Below are 12,532 nucleotides of genomic sequence, written 5' to 3' on the forward strand. Positions count from 1 at the left end.
GTTGCGCAGCGGTGAAGCGCGCGCATTGGGGCTCACGCAATCTTGCACCGCAGCAACAGACCCCCATTTATCCACACTCGGCCAGGCGGCTTCAAGCCTGACCAGTCGGTCGGTGGCCGAGTCGGCCAAGACTCGGAATACACACTTTAGCGTGCATTCGATGCACGTTCGCCGATGTTCGCCGACAACAATTGCTGAACAAGGGACTTGACCCACTCTGCTAAAATAACCGCGCTATGGCAACCATCATCGAGTTCAAATCCAACAACCTGCGCGCCCAACTGCGCGAAGCCATGCAACAGCAAACCATGGTGCGCCTGTGGCGTGGCGAGCTGGAGCACGGCAGTTTCTGCGGCTACATCGGCGGTGTCGGTCGCGAGTTCATCCTCTTTTGGGTGCTCGGCGACAACCTCACCGACGACGGCATCTACATCATGCGGCACCGCGACATCACCGAGCTGGAAGCACCGGAACGCCACCATGCCTTCATGGCCAAGGCGCTGGCGCTGCGCGGGGTCAAACCACGGCTGCCGCAGGGCTTTCCGCTCGACTCGGTACAGGACGTGGTGCACGCCGCCGGCGCGATGCTGCCGGTGATCGGCGTGCATGTGGATACCGAGGAAGAGGAAGAGGTCTGCTACATCGGCCACCTGGTCAACAGCGACGACGAGGGCTTCTACCTGCAGGAGCTCAGCCCCGACGCCGAATGGATGCGCCAGGCCTCGTTCTTCGGCTGGGACGAGGTTTCCACGCTGAGCCTGGACGACGGCTACGCCCAGGGCCTGCTCGCGGTTGCCGGTCCCGCCCCGGCGCTGGAGCCGGGCGACGCCGGCATCGGCCACATGAGCTGACCGCCCGCTACACCGCGGCACGCCACGACGCCCGCCCCTGCGCGGGCGTCGTCATTTGCGGCACAGTGGCAGCCATGACCTCTACCGGAAGACCCGCATGCCCCGCATCGTCGTCGTCGGCAGCATCAACATGGATCTGGTCACGCTGGCGCCACGGTTCCCGCGCCCCGGCGAAACCCTGCTCGGCACCCAGTTTTTCACCGCACACGGCGGCAAGGGCGCAAACCAGGCAGTGGCGGCCGCGCGGCTGGGCGCGCAGGTGGCGCTGGTCGGCGCACTCGGTTACGACGCGTTCGGCGACCAGCTGCACGCCGGGCTGACCCGCGAAGGCATCGATCTTGCCCACGTGGCGCGGCTCACCCAGGTCGGCAGCGGCACGGCGTCGATCACCGTGGCCAACGGCGAGAACACCATCGCCGTGGTACCCGCCGCCAATGCGCAGGTCAGCCCGGCACAAGTCGAGGCCGCGCGCGACGCGATTGCCGCCGCCGACGCGGTGCTGGTGCAGCTGGAGATTCCGCTGGAAACCGTCGACGCCACGCTGCGCCGCGCCGAGCGCGAAGGCGTGCCGGTGATCCTGAACCCCGCGCCGGCGCAACCGTTGCCGTACGAATGGCTCACCCGCGCCAGTTGCATCACGCCGAACCAGCACGAGTTGGCGACTGTGCTGGGCGCCGATGCCAGCGTCGACTTTCGCGAACTGATGCGCGCCTGCCCGTGCCCGGTGGTGCTGACCCGCGGCAGCGAGGGCGCGTGGTACCGCCCTGCGGACGCCGCTGAACCGCGGCATCAGGCGGGCTTTGCGGCGACCGCGGTCGACACCACTGGCGCCGGCGACACCTTCAACGGCGCGCTCGCCGTATTTCTGCGCGAGGGCATGGCGGACGCCGTGCGCAAGGCCTGCGCCGCCGCCGCGCTCTCGGTAACCAAGCTCGGCGCGCAAGACGGCATGCCGACCGCGCGCGAACTGGGCGCGTTTTTGGCTGGCCGCGCACAGGCCGGCGTGCGGTCGCGGCGCGGCTCTCCCTGAGCTTCGCCTCGTGACCCGTCGGGCAACCCTGCACGGCGCGCACGCCGTAAGGGGGAAGCCAGCGTCCGCCGCCGGCGACTGGCAAATCTCGCGGCCGCCGATGGCCTGCTGCCGCGTCAGACTGCGGGTGGCAGTGGGCACCCCGGCCCAGCCATGACCGGCGCCCCTATCGGGGCCGGGTCAACGCCGCAAGCCGCTGCAACGCCGCGGAAACCGCCTGCCCGTGGCTGGCGATGCTGGCCATGATCTCGGCGGGCGTTCGCTCGTCGGTTGTTGTCACCGCGTGCGGATTGACCGCCTTGAGGTCGTAGGTGGCGGCATCCAGTGCGGCTACCTGGTGATCAAGGTCGTGGATAGCGCTTTCCCGGTCGCCGATGCGCGCCTGCACGGCGGCCAGCAACTCGCGGAACGCCGCGTCGGGGGCCGGCACCTTGCGCATGTCGCGGACTTGCTGCTTCAGGTTGGCCACCTCTTCGCGCAACGCGGCAACCTGGTCGCGCAATGGCTGCATGGCGCCGCGCGCCTCGGCGCGGCGTTGCGCAAAGTCCACCGTCCACGAGTAGCGGCTGCCGCCGCGCTTGCGCAGCAGGCGGGCGTAGCTGGGGAACGGCTTGCCCGCATTGGCCTCGTCGGCGCGCCAATCGGCAGTCAGCGCCGTGGGCAACGCGGCATCGTCCAGCACTGCGCCATCCGGCGCAAAGCCGAAGTGGGCCAGGGTCAGCGGGGTCTTCTTGCCCACCTTCACCCACGCCAGGTCGTAGTACCAGATGCGCTCGGTGCGCTGGCCCTTGGTGAAAAACAACAGGTTGGTCTTCACCCCGGCGCCAGCAGTGGAGAACACGCCGCCGGGCAGGCTGACGATGGCCCACAGCGCGCATTCCTCGGTGAGCTTGCGCTTGGTTTCGACGAACGCGCTTTCGTTGGTGCGAAACAGCAGACCCTCGTCCAGCACGATGGCGCAGGTGCCGCCCGGCGCCAGCTCGTCCAGGATCTTCTGCACGAACAGCACCTGGGTGGCGCCGGTCGCAAAGGCGAAGTTCTTCTGCGCGTCCTTGCCCTCTTTGCCGCCAAACGGCGGGTTGCTGAGGATCACGTCGAACTGCGGCGGCGCCGCGTCGAACAAGGCGGCGTAGCTGGCGCGCCCGGTCAGGGTGTTGCCGTGCCACAGGTTGGGCTGGTCGATGCCGTGCAGCACCAGGTTGGCCAGCGCAATGGGGAACACCAGGTTCTCCTTCTCGCGGCCAAAGAAGCTGTCGCGCTTGAGCCGCGCAAGGTCGGTGCTGGCCGGTGCCGCGCCCAGCTTGCGGGCCATGTGCTCGTAGGCCACGGCCAGAAAGCCGCCGGTACCGCAGCACGGGTCGTACACAGCCTGCCCCAGCGCCGGGTCCACCGTGTGCACCATGGCGCGGATCACTTCGCGCGGCGTGAAGAACTGCCCGCCGTCGGAGTTCTTCTCGCCCATCTTCAGCAGCAGATCCTCGTACACCTGCGACAGGGTGAAAAAGTGCGTGTCGTCGATGTGCTCGATGCTGATCTCGTGCACGCGGTCGAGGATGTCGCGCAGGTTGGTTTCCGCATCCACCCGCACCCGCTCCACCGCGGTCATGATGCGGCCGATGATGCGCTGCTTGGCCGTGGCGGTCGGGTTGGGCTCGCCGGTGCGCGCGTCCACGTCCAGCGCGTGCAGGTACGGCAGCAGCTCGCCGTTGATGAAATCGAACAGCCGGCCGTCGCCGGCGGCAAACAGCTCCTGCCGCTTCCAGCCTTGCGGGCGGCCGTCGGTCGTCGTCGGACGGTCGGCGGCGGCGCTCCACGGCGCGGCCCAATCCTGCCAGCGATAGGGCGCGCGCAGGGCCGGGGCAAACTCCGCCCCCAGCGCCTCGGCCTGCCCGGCCTCGCGCTGCTCCTGCGCGTCGAGAATGCGCAGAAACAGAATCCACGTCAGCTCCGGCACGTACTGCAGCGCGCTGGCGCAGTTGGAGCGCCGCATGATGTCGCACACACTCTTGACGAAGCTCGCCAGCGATTGCGTGCTGGCGATGGTGCGGGGTGCCTTCTCGGCAGATTTGCGTGGGCGTGGCATTACTTGTCCGTTTTCTTCGTGAGCTGCTTTTTCCTGGCCGATTCGACGCGCTGGATACTCCACTCCGGTACCGGAAGGTTTTCCGGCATGGTGCCACCCAGTTCGCTGATGGTCTGACGCACCTTGCGGCCCACTTCGTGGTGGGTGCGGTTGGCCTGGGCCTTGCCGCGCACGCCTTCGCGACGCAGCTTGTCCTCCGCCTGCGTGGCGCGGAACAGATTGGCCGCCAGCTCGGTGCTGCCCATGTGGTCGAGGATCTTCTGGCTTTTCTTGAGGCCCTTGCGGGCATGGATGTCCTTGGCGCCCAGCCCGCCATACAAGCCCTTGTAGCCGTGGTCCTGGAACACTGCGTAATCCAGCGGCGTCTCCACCCCGGCATCCTTCGCCGCCGCCGCCAGATGCTTGTTGTGGGTGGCCAGCTCGTTGCGGATGGCGAGGCGCTTGTCGTCCTCGGAAAGCCCGGCCAGCTGCGCCGCGTCGGCCAGTTCCTGGCGCCGGGTCTGGATGGCAAAGTAGGTCTGGCCGTTGGCGATCACCGCCTTGGACGGGTCGCCATTCTGCACGATCAGGTAGCAGGCGTAGCGCGACAGGCTGACATCGTCGACCTTGCGCTGGGCGCCGGAGCCGATGTCGACCATTTTGCTGACGTCAGCAAAATGGTCGGCGACCCGCTTGCCAGCCTGCTGACAGGCCAACCGGGCCTTGTCCATCACCTGCACGAAGTTGCGCCACTGCACGTACTCCAGCAGCAGTGCCAGATCGCGCGCCGACCAGCGCTCCTCGCCAGCGGCATCGTGCTGACGGATGGCCTCGAAGGCGGTGAGATGCTGCGTGCCGATCTTCTTGCCGGTCATGTCACGTCTTCTTGTGTGGTGGATGAAGCGAAAGCTTGCGCCAGCAGGCGCTGTGGCAGGCGTTCGATCTCGGCCAGTTGCGCGGTGGCGGCCTGGTGGACGGCGTCGGCTTCGGCGAGTTGGGTTTTGAGGCGAGCGACCAAGCGGCGCTGGTCGGTGATGTCCGGCGCAGGAATGTCCAGCGCGTTCAATAACCCACCGTTCAAGTTGGCCTGATTACCGCCACGACCATCGGACAGGCTGCGCAAACTCTCATATGAGGCCATCAACCAGTGGTGCAGGAAATCCGCGTCCCAAGTGTCATTCGGCAGGATGGCGAAGCACGCCTGATTGGTAGTCGCTTCGATATGCAGGATCGCGGATTGCCCACGCGTCTTGCCTTGACCATACATGGCGACCAGCACAGTCCGCGGCGGCAACAACGTCAGCGAGCACTCGGCCAGCGCCTGCCGCGAGATGGCTTCTTCGGTAGCAGCGATGGGCGCGAAAGCCACTTCGCCGGTTTTCACCCACGGGATTTCAGCGGGCGACCAGTAACGCTTGTCGCCACGTGGCGGCGTCGAACCGCTGGTCGTCTTGGCCCACTCGCCCAACACCTTGCGCGGCGCATCGCGCAGCGCATCGAAAGTCTGTTGCAGCAAGCGGCTGCGCAGCAGCATCGCATCCCGCACCTGCGCCTGCGCCGCCTGCCGCACGGTTTCCACTTCGGCCAGCTGGGCTTTCAGGCGGGCGGCGATACGGTGTTGGTCGTTAATCGCTGGCGGAATCGAAACATCGAGACTGAGCAACGCATCCATATCGGCTCGCGGCATTCGCGAACCCGTCTTCTCCGACATGGCGGCTGCAAGCACGTGATCCGTGCGAAGCAACAGGGCAAGGAACTCCCTGTCTGCTCCACGAGGCAAGAGCGGAATGATTTCCGTCGAACAACGCCCTTTTCGATCCGGGGCGACAACCTTGTTTAGATAAGGCCGCAGCTTTCCGTACAGCACATGGTTCTCATCGAAGGCGAAGGTGGTACTTATCCCTTCGGCAGAGTTGCCCTCATACGAAAGAATGCGCCCGGTGCCTGACTCGATCTGCTCAAGGCCGAGATATGGCCGAACGCTCGCTTCAGGCGAGTCGGGCGTCACGATTTGCCTATCCTCGATGGCGATTTCGCCCAAACGAACGGTCACCCAATTCATGCCCCAAACAACCTCATCTTCGCTTCCCGCATCACGTCCGCCGGCTTGCCCAGCACGCGCAGCGCCTTGATGCCGCCGGCCTGCGCGATCTGCGGCACGTCGAACAGGCTTTCCGATTCCAGCGCCTCGGTGCCGCCCTGCGCGAACTGCGCGCCCAGGCCGCGCAGCACGGTGGCCGATGGCGGCGGCATGGCGGCGAGCCACGCGGCGTTGGCCTGCAGGTAGGCCGCGCCGCGCTCGGGGCGCTTGAGCGCGCGGGCGTGGTAGCCGTACTTGCCGAAGAAATCGAACAGGTCGAACTCGCCCATGTCCTCCGCATCGCGGATGGCCTCGGGAGAGTAGTTGTCGCCCAGCAGGTGGTCGATCAGGTGGCGGCGCTTGCGCGCCTCGATCCACAGCGCGCGGAAGTCGCCCAGGTCGTGCGCCTCGGCCAGCACGCGGGCCATCACCTCGCGCCGGTATTCGTCCAGCGGGATCGGCGTGGCGACACCGTTGCGGTTGGTCAGGATGCAGCGGCCCTGCGCGGTGATGACCACGTGCTCGCTGTCGCCCAGGCGCATCACCGGCACCGGATTGGCGACCGGGTAGGGGGTATCCGGATCGCCCGCACCGCCACCCGCGTCGCCACCGTGGCCGTCGCCGCCGGTGCGCGGCGGCGCGCTGATGAACTCGGTGCCGAACAGGTCGGTGACGCCGGTGTAGTCGTACAGCCAGAACTTGTATTTGTGCGTGGCCTCGTCGATGCGGGTGCCGCGCCCCACCATCTGGTAGAACTTGATCGACGATTGCAGGTAGCGGAAAAACACCACGGCGTTGAGGCGCTCGATATCCACCCCGGCTTCCAGCAAGTCCACCGTGCAGGCAATGAAGGCGCGCTCGCCCGAGCCGCGCATGACCGCGATCTTGTCCGCGCCGCCGGCGGCGGTGCACTTGAACGCGTAGTCGTCCTTGCGCTCGTGGCCATGGGCCTGGCACCAGGCGGCGTAAAGGTTGTTCAGGTGCATCGCCACGCGGTCGGCGTGCAGGTCGCGGGTGCAGAAGACGATGGCTTTCTGCTCCGGCCCGCCGTTTTCGCACAGCAGCTTGAACAGGTCTTCGCACATCTTTGGCGTGCGCAGGTCGATGAACAGCTCGTCGTCGAAATCCTTGCCGGTGTATTCGGCTTTGACGAGGTCGTCGGCGGTGAGCGGCCTGCCGGTCTTGAGATCCTTCACGCCGGCGGCGAGGATTTCCCCGCGGGTGAACACGCGGGCGTCGATGCTGGGCTTGCGCTTGACGATTTCGCACGCCGCCAGGTAGCCGTCCTCCTGCGCCTGGGCCAGGGTATAGACATAGGCCGGCTCGCCGAAGTAGCGCAGATTGTGCGCGGTAATGGCATGGTCGGCCGCTTCTTCGGCGCTGGCGTGCTCGCGCTCTTTCAGCTTGCGCGGGGTGGCGGTGAGGCCGAGGTGGATGGCGTCGGGGTTGCGCGCGAGCACCTGCGACCACTGGCCCCACGCTGAGCGGTGGCACTCGTCGATGACGATGATGCTGAAGGCGTTCTCGAGGTAATGCTCGGTGAGGAAACTGCCGTCGCCGTCGCCGTCGATGCCCAGGGTCTGGTAGGTGGCGATGTGGATGCGCGCGTTGGCCGCGGCATTGGCCCCGTGCACGGTCTGCACGATGCGCACGTTGCCGCCAAAGGCAGCCTTGAGCTTGGTGTAGGCCTGCTCGCGCAATTCGTCGCGGTCGCACAGGAACAGCGCGGGCTTGGGCAGCAGCCCGGCCTGCGCCATGCGCCACAAAAGGTTGGTGGCAATGATGGTCTTGCCGGCGCCGGTGGCCAGCGTCAGCAGCACGCGCGGCGCATGGCCGGCGGCACGCTCGCGGAGGATCTTTTCCAGCGCGGCGCGGATCGCCGCATCCTGGTAGTAGCGCGCCTTGTTCCATGCCGGGCTGTCGGCCTGGAACAGTACGGCGGCATCGGGCCGACCCAGGTCGATGTGCTTGTCCCTGGCGTAGCGGGCGCACAGGTCGGCATGCGGCGGAAAATCCGCGAGCGGGTGGGGCCCGGTCTACTGGCCGCTGGGCTTGTCGTAGTCGCCGTAGAGATGGCCGTTGCTGGCAAACACGTACTGCACGTCGAAGCGCGTGCAGTCGGCATAACCCTTGGCCTGCTGCATGCCCTTGAGCGGGTCCTCGGTTTCGCGCTTGGCTTCCAGTACGGCCACCGGCAGCGGCTTTGGCATGTTGCCTACCTGCACGCACAAGAGGTAGTCGGTACGCCCGCTGCCCTTGCGCCGCCGCCCCCTGGGGCCGGTCGGTTCGACCGGTGCCGGGGTTTCCAGCTTGACCCGCTGCGGGTCGTCGTAGCCCTTCGCGCGCAGCACCGGGTCGATCAGGTGGAACCGTGTCTCCTCTTCGTTGAATGCCACCGTTCGTCCACCCCGATGCACAGCCATCCGCGGCTGCCGGCCAGCATAACGGACGCCGGCACGCTGGCCGTAGCAGTGCCTACTTGCCGATGCAGAAGCTCGAAAAGATCGCGCCGAGCAAGTCGTCGTTGGTGTAGGCGCCGGTGATTTCGCCGAGGGTTTGCTGGGCCTGCCGCAACTCTTCGGCGGCGAGTTCGCCGGCGCGGCTGACGGCGAGGGCTTGCGCGGTGCGATCAAGGTGCTCCCCCACGGTTTGCAGCGCCTGCACGTGGCGGCGGCGGGCACTGAAGGCGCCTTCGCCGGCGTTCGCACCGGCCAGTTCCTTGAGCATCGTGCGCAACGCATCGAGGCCGGCGCCAGTTTTTGCCGACGCCCACAACCAGTGCGCATCGACGCGCGTTTCCGCATGCGGCAAGGTTGCCGTGAGGTCGATCTTGTTGACCAGCACCAGGCGCGCGGCGCTGGCGGGCAGTGCAGCGAAGAAGGCGAGGTCGGCCTGCGCGTGCGCTTCGTCGGTGACCAGCAGCGCGGCGTCGGCGCGCGCCAGCTCCGCCTGCGCGCGGCGCACGCCTTCGGCTTCCACCAGGTCGTCCGTCTCGCGCAGGCCGGCGGTGTCAGCAAGTTCCAGCACGAGGCCGTCGAGCGCGACGGCCTCGCGCAGCACGTCGCGGGTGGTGCCGGCGACCGGGGTGACGATGGCGCGGTCGCGCCCGGCCAGCGCGTTGAGCAGGCTCGACTTGCCGACATTCGGTCGGCCAACGATGGCGACCCGCAGGCCGTCGGTCAGGCGCACGCCGCGCAGGGTTTCGCACAGCAACTCAGCAAGCTGGGCGCGCAGGGCTTCGAGCTGACGGGTGATGGCGCCATCGGCGAGAAAGTCGATCTCCTCCTCGGGAAAGTCGATCGCCGCCTCGATGTGCACGCGCAGGGCAATGAGCGCATCGAGCAGTCCCTGCACCTTGCGCGAGAACACGCCCTGCATCGAGGCCAGCGCCGCCCGTGCGCCGGCCCGCGAGCGCGCGGCAACGAGATCGGCCACCGCTTCGGCCTGGGCGAGGTCAAGCTTGCCGTTGAGGAAGGCCCGCTCGGTGAATTCGCCCGGTCGCGCCAGCCGCGCGCCGAGTTCGCACAGGCGCGCCAGCAGCGCATCGAGCAGCACGGCGCTGCCGTGGCCCTGCAGCTCCAGCACGTGTTCGCCGGTGTACGAGGCCGGCGCCGGAAACAGCAGCAGGATGCCGTGGTCGATCAGCTCGCCATCGGCGGCGCGAAACGCGGCAAAGTGCGCATGGCGTGGCTGCGGCGCATGGCCGAGCAGCGCCGCCGCGATGGCCGGCACCGCCGGGCCGGAGGCGCGCACGATGCCGACGCCAGCGGCGCCGGGCGCCGTGGCGATCGCGGCGATGGTGTCCGTGGTTTCGCTCATGCGGAGCAGGGTAGGCGGAAAGCCGGGATTCGGGATAGGGGATTCGGGATTTGACAGCGCCGCCTGCGGCGAGCGCAAAGCCCCGATGGGCTTCAGCCCGACAGCCGCCTCACGAGAGCAGCTGTCGGGGATGGCGCGCCTACGCCGCCTTCGCCGCTTCCTCGCGATCGACGTGGTGGGTGATCCACCATTGCTGGCCGAGGCCGACGATGCCGTTCACTGCGTAGTACAGGCACAGGCCGGAGGGGAAGAAGGCAAACATCACCGTGAACAGCAGCGGCATCGCCTTCATCATCTTCGCCTGGGTCGGGTCCATGCCGGCCGACACCGGGTTCAGGAGCTGGGTGCCGATCATCACGATGGCGTAGATGATGGGCAGGATGTAGTACGGGTCCGGTGCGCTGAGGTCGGGAATCCACAGGAACGCTGCCTGGCGCAGCTCCAGCGAGTACTCCAGCACGTAGAACAGGCCGTAGAACACCGGCAGCACGATCAGCATCGGCAGGCAGCCCGACATCGGGTTGACCTTCTCCTTCTTGTACAGCTCCATCTGCGCCTGCTGCAGCTTCTGCTTGTCGTCGCCGTAGCGCTCCTTGAGCGCCTTCATGCGCGGCATCAGCTTGCGCATCTTCGCCGCCGAGTGGTACTGGATCGCGGTGAGCTTCCAGGTGGCGCCCTTGATGAGCAGCACCAAAAGGATGATGGCCAGGCCCCAGTTGCGCACCGCGGCGTGGAAGATCGCGAGGATGCCGTGCATCGGCACCGCGAGGATCTTGAACATGCCGTAGTCGATGGTGAGGTCGAGCCCCGGTGCGATCGCGTCGAGCTTGCCCTGCAGGTTGGGGCCCACGTACAGGCGCGAGGTGGCGTCCACGCTGTGCCCCGGCGCCACACTGAGCGTCGGGCCCATCGCGCGGATCAGGTAGCGCGGGTGCGCGCTGTCCGGGTTCACCGTATCAGTGGCGTAGCTCATGGTTTCGCCGGCCGGCGGAATCCACGCGGCAAAGAAATACAGCCGCAGCATCGCCGCCCAGCCGCCCTTGAAGCTGGCGTTCAAGGCATCGTCCGGTTTCTTGAAATCGCCGAACGCGAGCTTCTCGAATTTCTCGCCGGTGTACCACGCCGCGCCCTGGAAGCTGCGCGCTTCCGGATCCGACATGTTCTTGATCCAGTTGCCGGTGTGCGGCGGCTCGGTGCGCAGGAGCTGGGTGTACGCGTTGCCCTGCCACGGCGTGGCGCCGCCGTTGGTCACCTTCTGGTCGAGCGTCACCACGTAGCTGCCGCGGGTGAAGCGGTAGGTCTTGGTGACGGTGAGGCCCTTGGCATCCGTCCAAGTGAGCGGTACGTCCAGCTCGTTCTGGCCCGGCGCGAGCGTGTAGCGCGACTGCGCGGCGCTGAACACGGCGAGGTGGTTCGGCTGGTCGGCGGCGGCCGGATCGCTGCTGCTCACGAGACCGTTCTGGGCGACGAAATAATGCGTGTCGGTGTCATCGAACACGGTGATCGGCGCCGGGTGCGGGTTCTTGTGCGTGCGCGGCGTCACCAGGTAATCGAGCAGCTTGGCGCGGATCAGGCTGCCGCCGCGGGTGTCGATGGTGAGGTGCAGCACGTCGGTATCGACGGTGACGAGCGGCGTCGGCGCAGACGGGTTGGCGCTGGTGGCCACCGTGGGCGGGGCGCCATTGGTCGCCGCACCCGGTGCCGGCGCGCTGGGCACCTGCGCATTCGGCACGGTCGCCGCACTGGTGGCTGCGGTGGTGGCCGCTGCCGGCGGCGCGGGCGGCTGCAGGTAGTCCTTCTCCCAGGCCATGAACAGGAAATACGCCACGGCAAGCAGGGCGAATAGGAGAAAATTGCGGGTTTGTTTCATCGTGTCACGGATCCGGGCGACGCCACGCGGCACGCAGCCACAAGGGGCGGAAGAAGGTCAACGTGCGATTGTGGCGGGCGCGTGCATCGGCATCAATGGTTGTTGGCGGGCGGCGCGGGTGGCAATGGTGCTGCGGCGAGCCGTTGCCACAGAGCCTCGGCATCGGCGAGAAGTTCCGCACCAGGCCGGCCGGCGGCCTCGTTGCGCGCCATTACCACGATATCCACCGCGGGCAGTCCGGCGCGAACGCGGCGAAACGACTCGCGCAGCAGGCGCTTCAGGCGGTTGCGCTCCACCGCCAGCTTGGACACGCGCTTGGAGATCGCCAGCCCCAGCCGCGCATGCGGCAAACCGTTGGGTCGGTAGCGCAAATGAAAACAGCGGCCACCAAGGCGGCCGCTGCTCGTGCGCAACGCTTGAAACTCGCTGGCCTGACGCAACCGCATGGCACGCGGCAGGCCGGCAGCACGCATGTCCTGCGCGCCGCTTACGGGATCAGGCGCTTGCGGCCCTTGGCGCGGCGGGCGTTGAGCACCTTGCGGCCGTCGGCGGTGGCCATGCGGGCACGGAAGCCGTGAGTGCGCGCGCGCTTGAGCTTGCTGGGCTGGAAAGTCCGCTTCATGGCGTTGCTCCGAAGGGAATGAATGACGGTGAAAAGGTTGGCGATTATGTGGTGCGCCGCCGCAGGCTGTCAAATCCCCGGCTTTCGTGTTGTGGGCAAGATGGTGGACGAACGGTGGGCGAGCCACGCCCAAGCGTGCTGGTAGACTTCCTGATCCACCCTGCGCGCAAGCGCCCCTGCCTGTGGACAAAAGATTTC

At 67.2% G+C, this 12,532-nt stretch carries 12 protein-coding genes; 3 read left to right on the forward strand and 9 right to left on the reverse strand.

Going from position 1 to position 12,532, the window contains the following annotated elements:
• The first annotated feature begins 236 nt into the window (after nt 1–236).
• Together AC3WP6_RS15950 and rbsK are read left to right on the forward strand one after the other, a co-directional pair.
• Nucleotides 237–851 (forward strand): hypothetical protein, encoded by a 615-nt coding sequence (locus tag AC3WP6_RS15950; protein WP_492628600.1) that lies wholly within the window; start codon nt 237–239, stop codon nt 849–851.
• Nucleotides 852–948: 97 nt separating this feature from the next.
• On the forward strand, nt 949–1,881 hold the full coding sequence (gene rbsK, locus AC3WP6_RS15955; RefSeq protein WP_492628601.1) for a ribokinase: 933 nt from the start codon (nt 949–951) through the stop codon (nt 1,879–1,881).
• Nucleotides 1,882–2,047: 166 nt separating this feature from the next.
• On the opposite strand, the gene AC3WP6_RS15960 is transcribed toward rbsK, so the two are convergent.
• From AC3WP6_RS15960 to rpmH, 9 genes are all read right to left on the reverse strand, one after another.
• A complete protein-coding gene (locus AC3WP6_RS15960; protein WP_492628602.1) occupies nt 2,048–3,964 on the reverse strand; it encodes a class I SAM-dependent DNA methyltransferase in 1,917 nt (638 codons plus the stop codon).
• Entirely contained in the window at nt 3,964–4,818 is an 855-nt protein-coding gene (dinD, locus tag AC3WP6_RS15965; protein ID WP_492628603.1) for a DNA damage-inducible protein D, read from the reverse strand. The genes AC3WP6_RS15960 and dinD overlap by 1 nt, the downstream gene beginning before the upstream one ends.
• Nucleotides 4,815–6,005 (reverse strand): restriction endonuclease subunit S, encoded by a 1,191-nt coding sequence (locus AC3WP6_RS15970; RefSeq protein ID WP_492628604.1) that lies wholly within the window; start codon nt 6,003–6,005, stop codon nt 4,815–4,817. Before AC3WP6_RS15970 ends, dinD begins: the two co-directional genes overlap by 4 nt.
• Nucleotides 6,002–8,017, reverse strand: coding sequence for a DEAD/DEAH box helicase family protein (locus tag AC3WP6_RS15975; RefSeq protein WP_492628721.1), 2,016 nt, complete (start codon nt 8,015–8,017; stop codon nt 6,002–6,004). Before AC3WP6_RS15975 ends, AC3WP6_RS15970 begins: the two co-directional genes overlap by 4 nt.
• A 42-nt stretch (nt 8,018–8,059) precedes the next feature.
• Nucleotides 8,060–8,419, reverse strand: coding sequence for a hypothetical protein (locus AC3WP6_RS15980; protein ID WP_492628605.1), 360 nt, complete (start codon nt 8,417–8,419; stop codon nt 8,060–8,062).
• A gap of 79 nt (nt 8,420–8,498) precedes the next feature.
• The gene (gene mnmE, locus AC3WP6_RS15985; RefSeq protein WP_492628606.1) at nt 8,499–9,842 is read right to left on the reverse strand and encodes a tRNA uridine-5-carboxymethylaminomethyl(34) synthesis GTPase MnmE; all 1,344 of its coding nucleotides are present in this window, start codon (nt 9,840–9,842) and stop codon (nt 8,499–8,501) included.
• A gap of 139 nt (nt 9,843–9,981) precedes the next feature.
• Nucleotides 9,982–11,712, reverse strand: a complete 1,731-nt coding sequence (gene yidC, locus AC3WP6_RS15990; protein WP_492628607.1) for a membrane protein insertase YidC — start codon at nt 11,710–11,712, stop codon at nt 9,982–9,984.
• Nucleotides 11,713–11,804: 92 nt separating this feature from the next.
• A complete protein-coding gene (gene rnpA, locus AC3WP6_RS15995) occupies nt 11,805–12,185 on the reverse strand; it encodes a ribonuclease P protein component (RefSeq protein WP_492628608.1) in 381 nt (126 codons plus the stop codon).
• Between the two features lie 14 nt (nt 12,186–12,199).
• Complete coding sequence (gene rpmH, locus AC3WP6_RS16000; RefSeq protein WP_007510029.1) at nt 12,200–12,334, reverse strand: 50S ribosomal protein L34; 135 nt, start codon at nt 12,332–12,334, stop codon at nt 12,200–12,202.
• Nucleotides 12,335–12,352: 18 nt separating this feature from the next.
• On the opposite strand from rpmH, the gene AC3WP6_RS16005 reads away from it, so the two are divergent.
• Nucleotides 12,353–12,532 (forward strand): hypothetical protein (locus tag AC3WP6_RS16005; RefSeq protein WP_492628609.1); only part of this gene is annotated, 180 nt, incomplete at its 3' end.

Source organism: Rhodanobacter sp. FW106-HT46G03, assembly GCF_058789895.1.

What these genes read in the sequence shown, in the direction of transcription:
- AC3WP6_RS15960 (WP_492628602.1), bottom strand. Translation starts at nt 3,964, where the DNA reads ATGCCACGCCCACGCAAATCTGCCGAGAAGGCACCCCGCACCATCGCC.
- AC3WP6_RS15970 (WP_492628604.1), bottom strand. Translation starts at nt 6,005, where the DNA reads ATGAATTGGGTGACCGTTCGTTTGGGCGAAATCGCCATCGAGGATAGG.
- yidC (WP_492628607.1), bottom strand. Translation starts at nt 11,712, where the DNA reads ATGAAACAAACCCGCAATTTTCTCCTATTCGCCCTGCTTGCCGTGGCG.
- rbsK (WP_492628601.1), top strand. Translation starts at nt 949, where the DNA reads ATGCCCCGCATCGTCGTCGTCGGCAGCATCAACATGGATCTGGTCACG.
- AC3WP6_RS15950 (WP_492628600.1), top strand. Translation starts at nt 237, where the DNA reads ATGGCAACCATCATCGAGTTCAAATCCAACAACCTGCGCGCCCAACTG.
- dinD (WP_492628603.1), bottom strand. Translation starts at nt 4,818, where the DNA reads ATGACCGGCAAGAAGATCGGCACGCAGCATCTCACCGCCTTCGAGGCC.
- rnpA (WP_492628608.1), bottom strand. Translation starts at nt 12,185, where the DNA reads ATGCGTGCTGCCGGCCTGCCGCGTGCCATGCGGTTGCGTCAGGCCAGC.
- rpmH (WP_007510029.1), bottom strand. Translation starts at nt 12,334, where the DNA reads ATGAAGCGGACTTTCCAGCCCAGCAAGCTCAAGCGCGCGCGCACTCAC.
- mnmE (WP_492628606.1), bottom strand. Translation starts at nt 9,842, where the DNA reads ATGAGCGAAACCACGGACACCATCGCCGCGATCGCCACGGCGCCCGGC.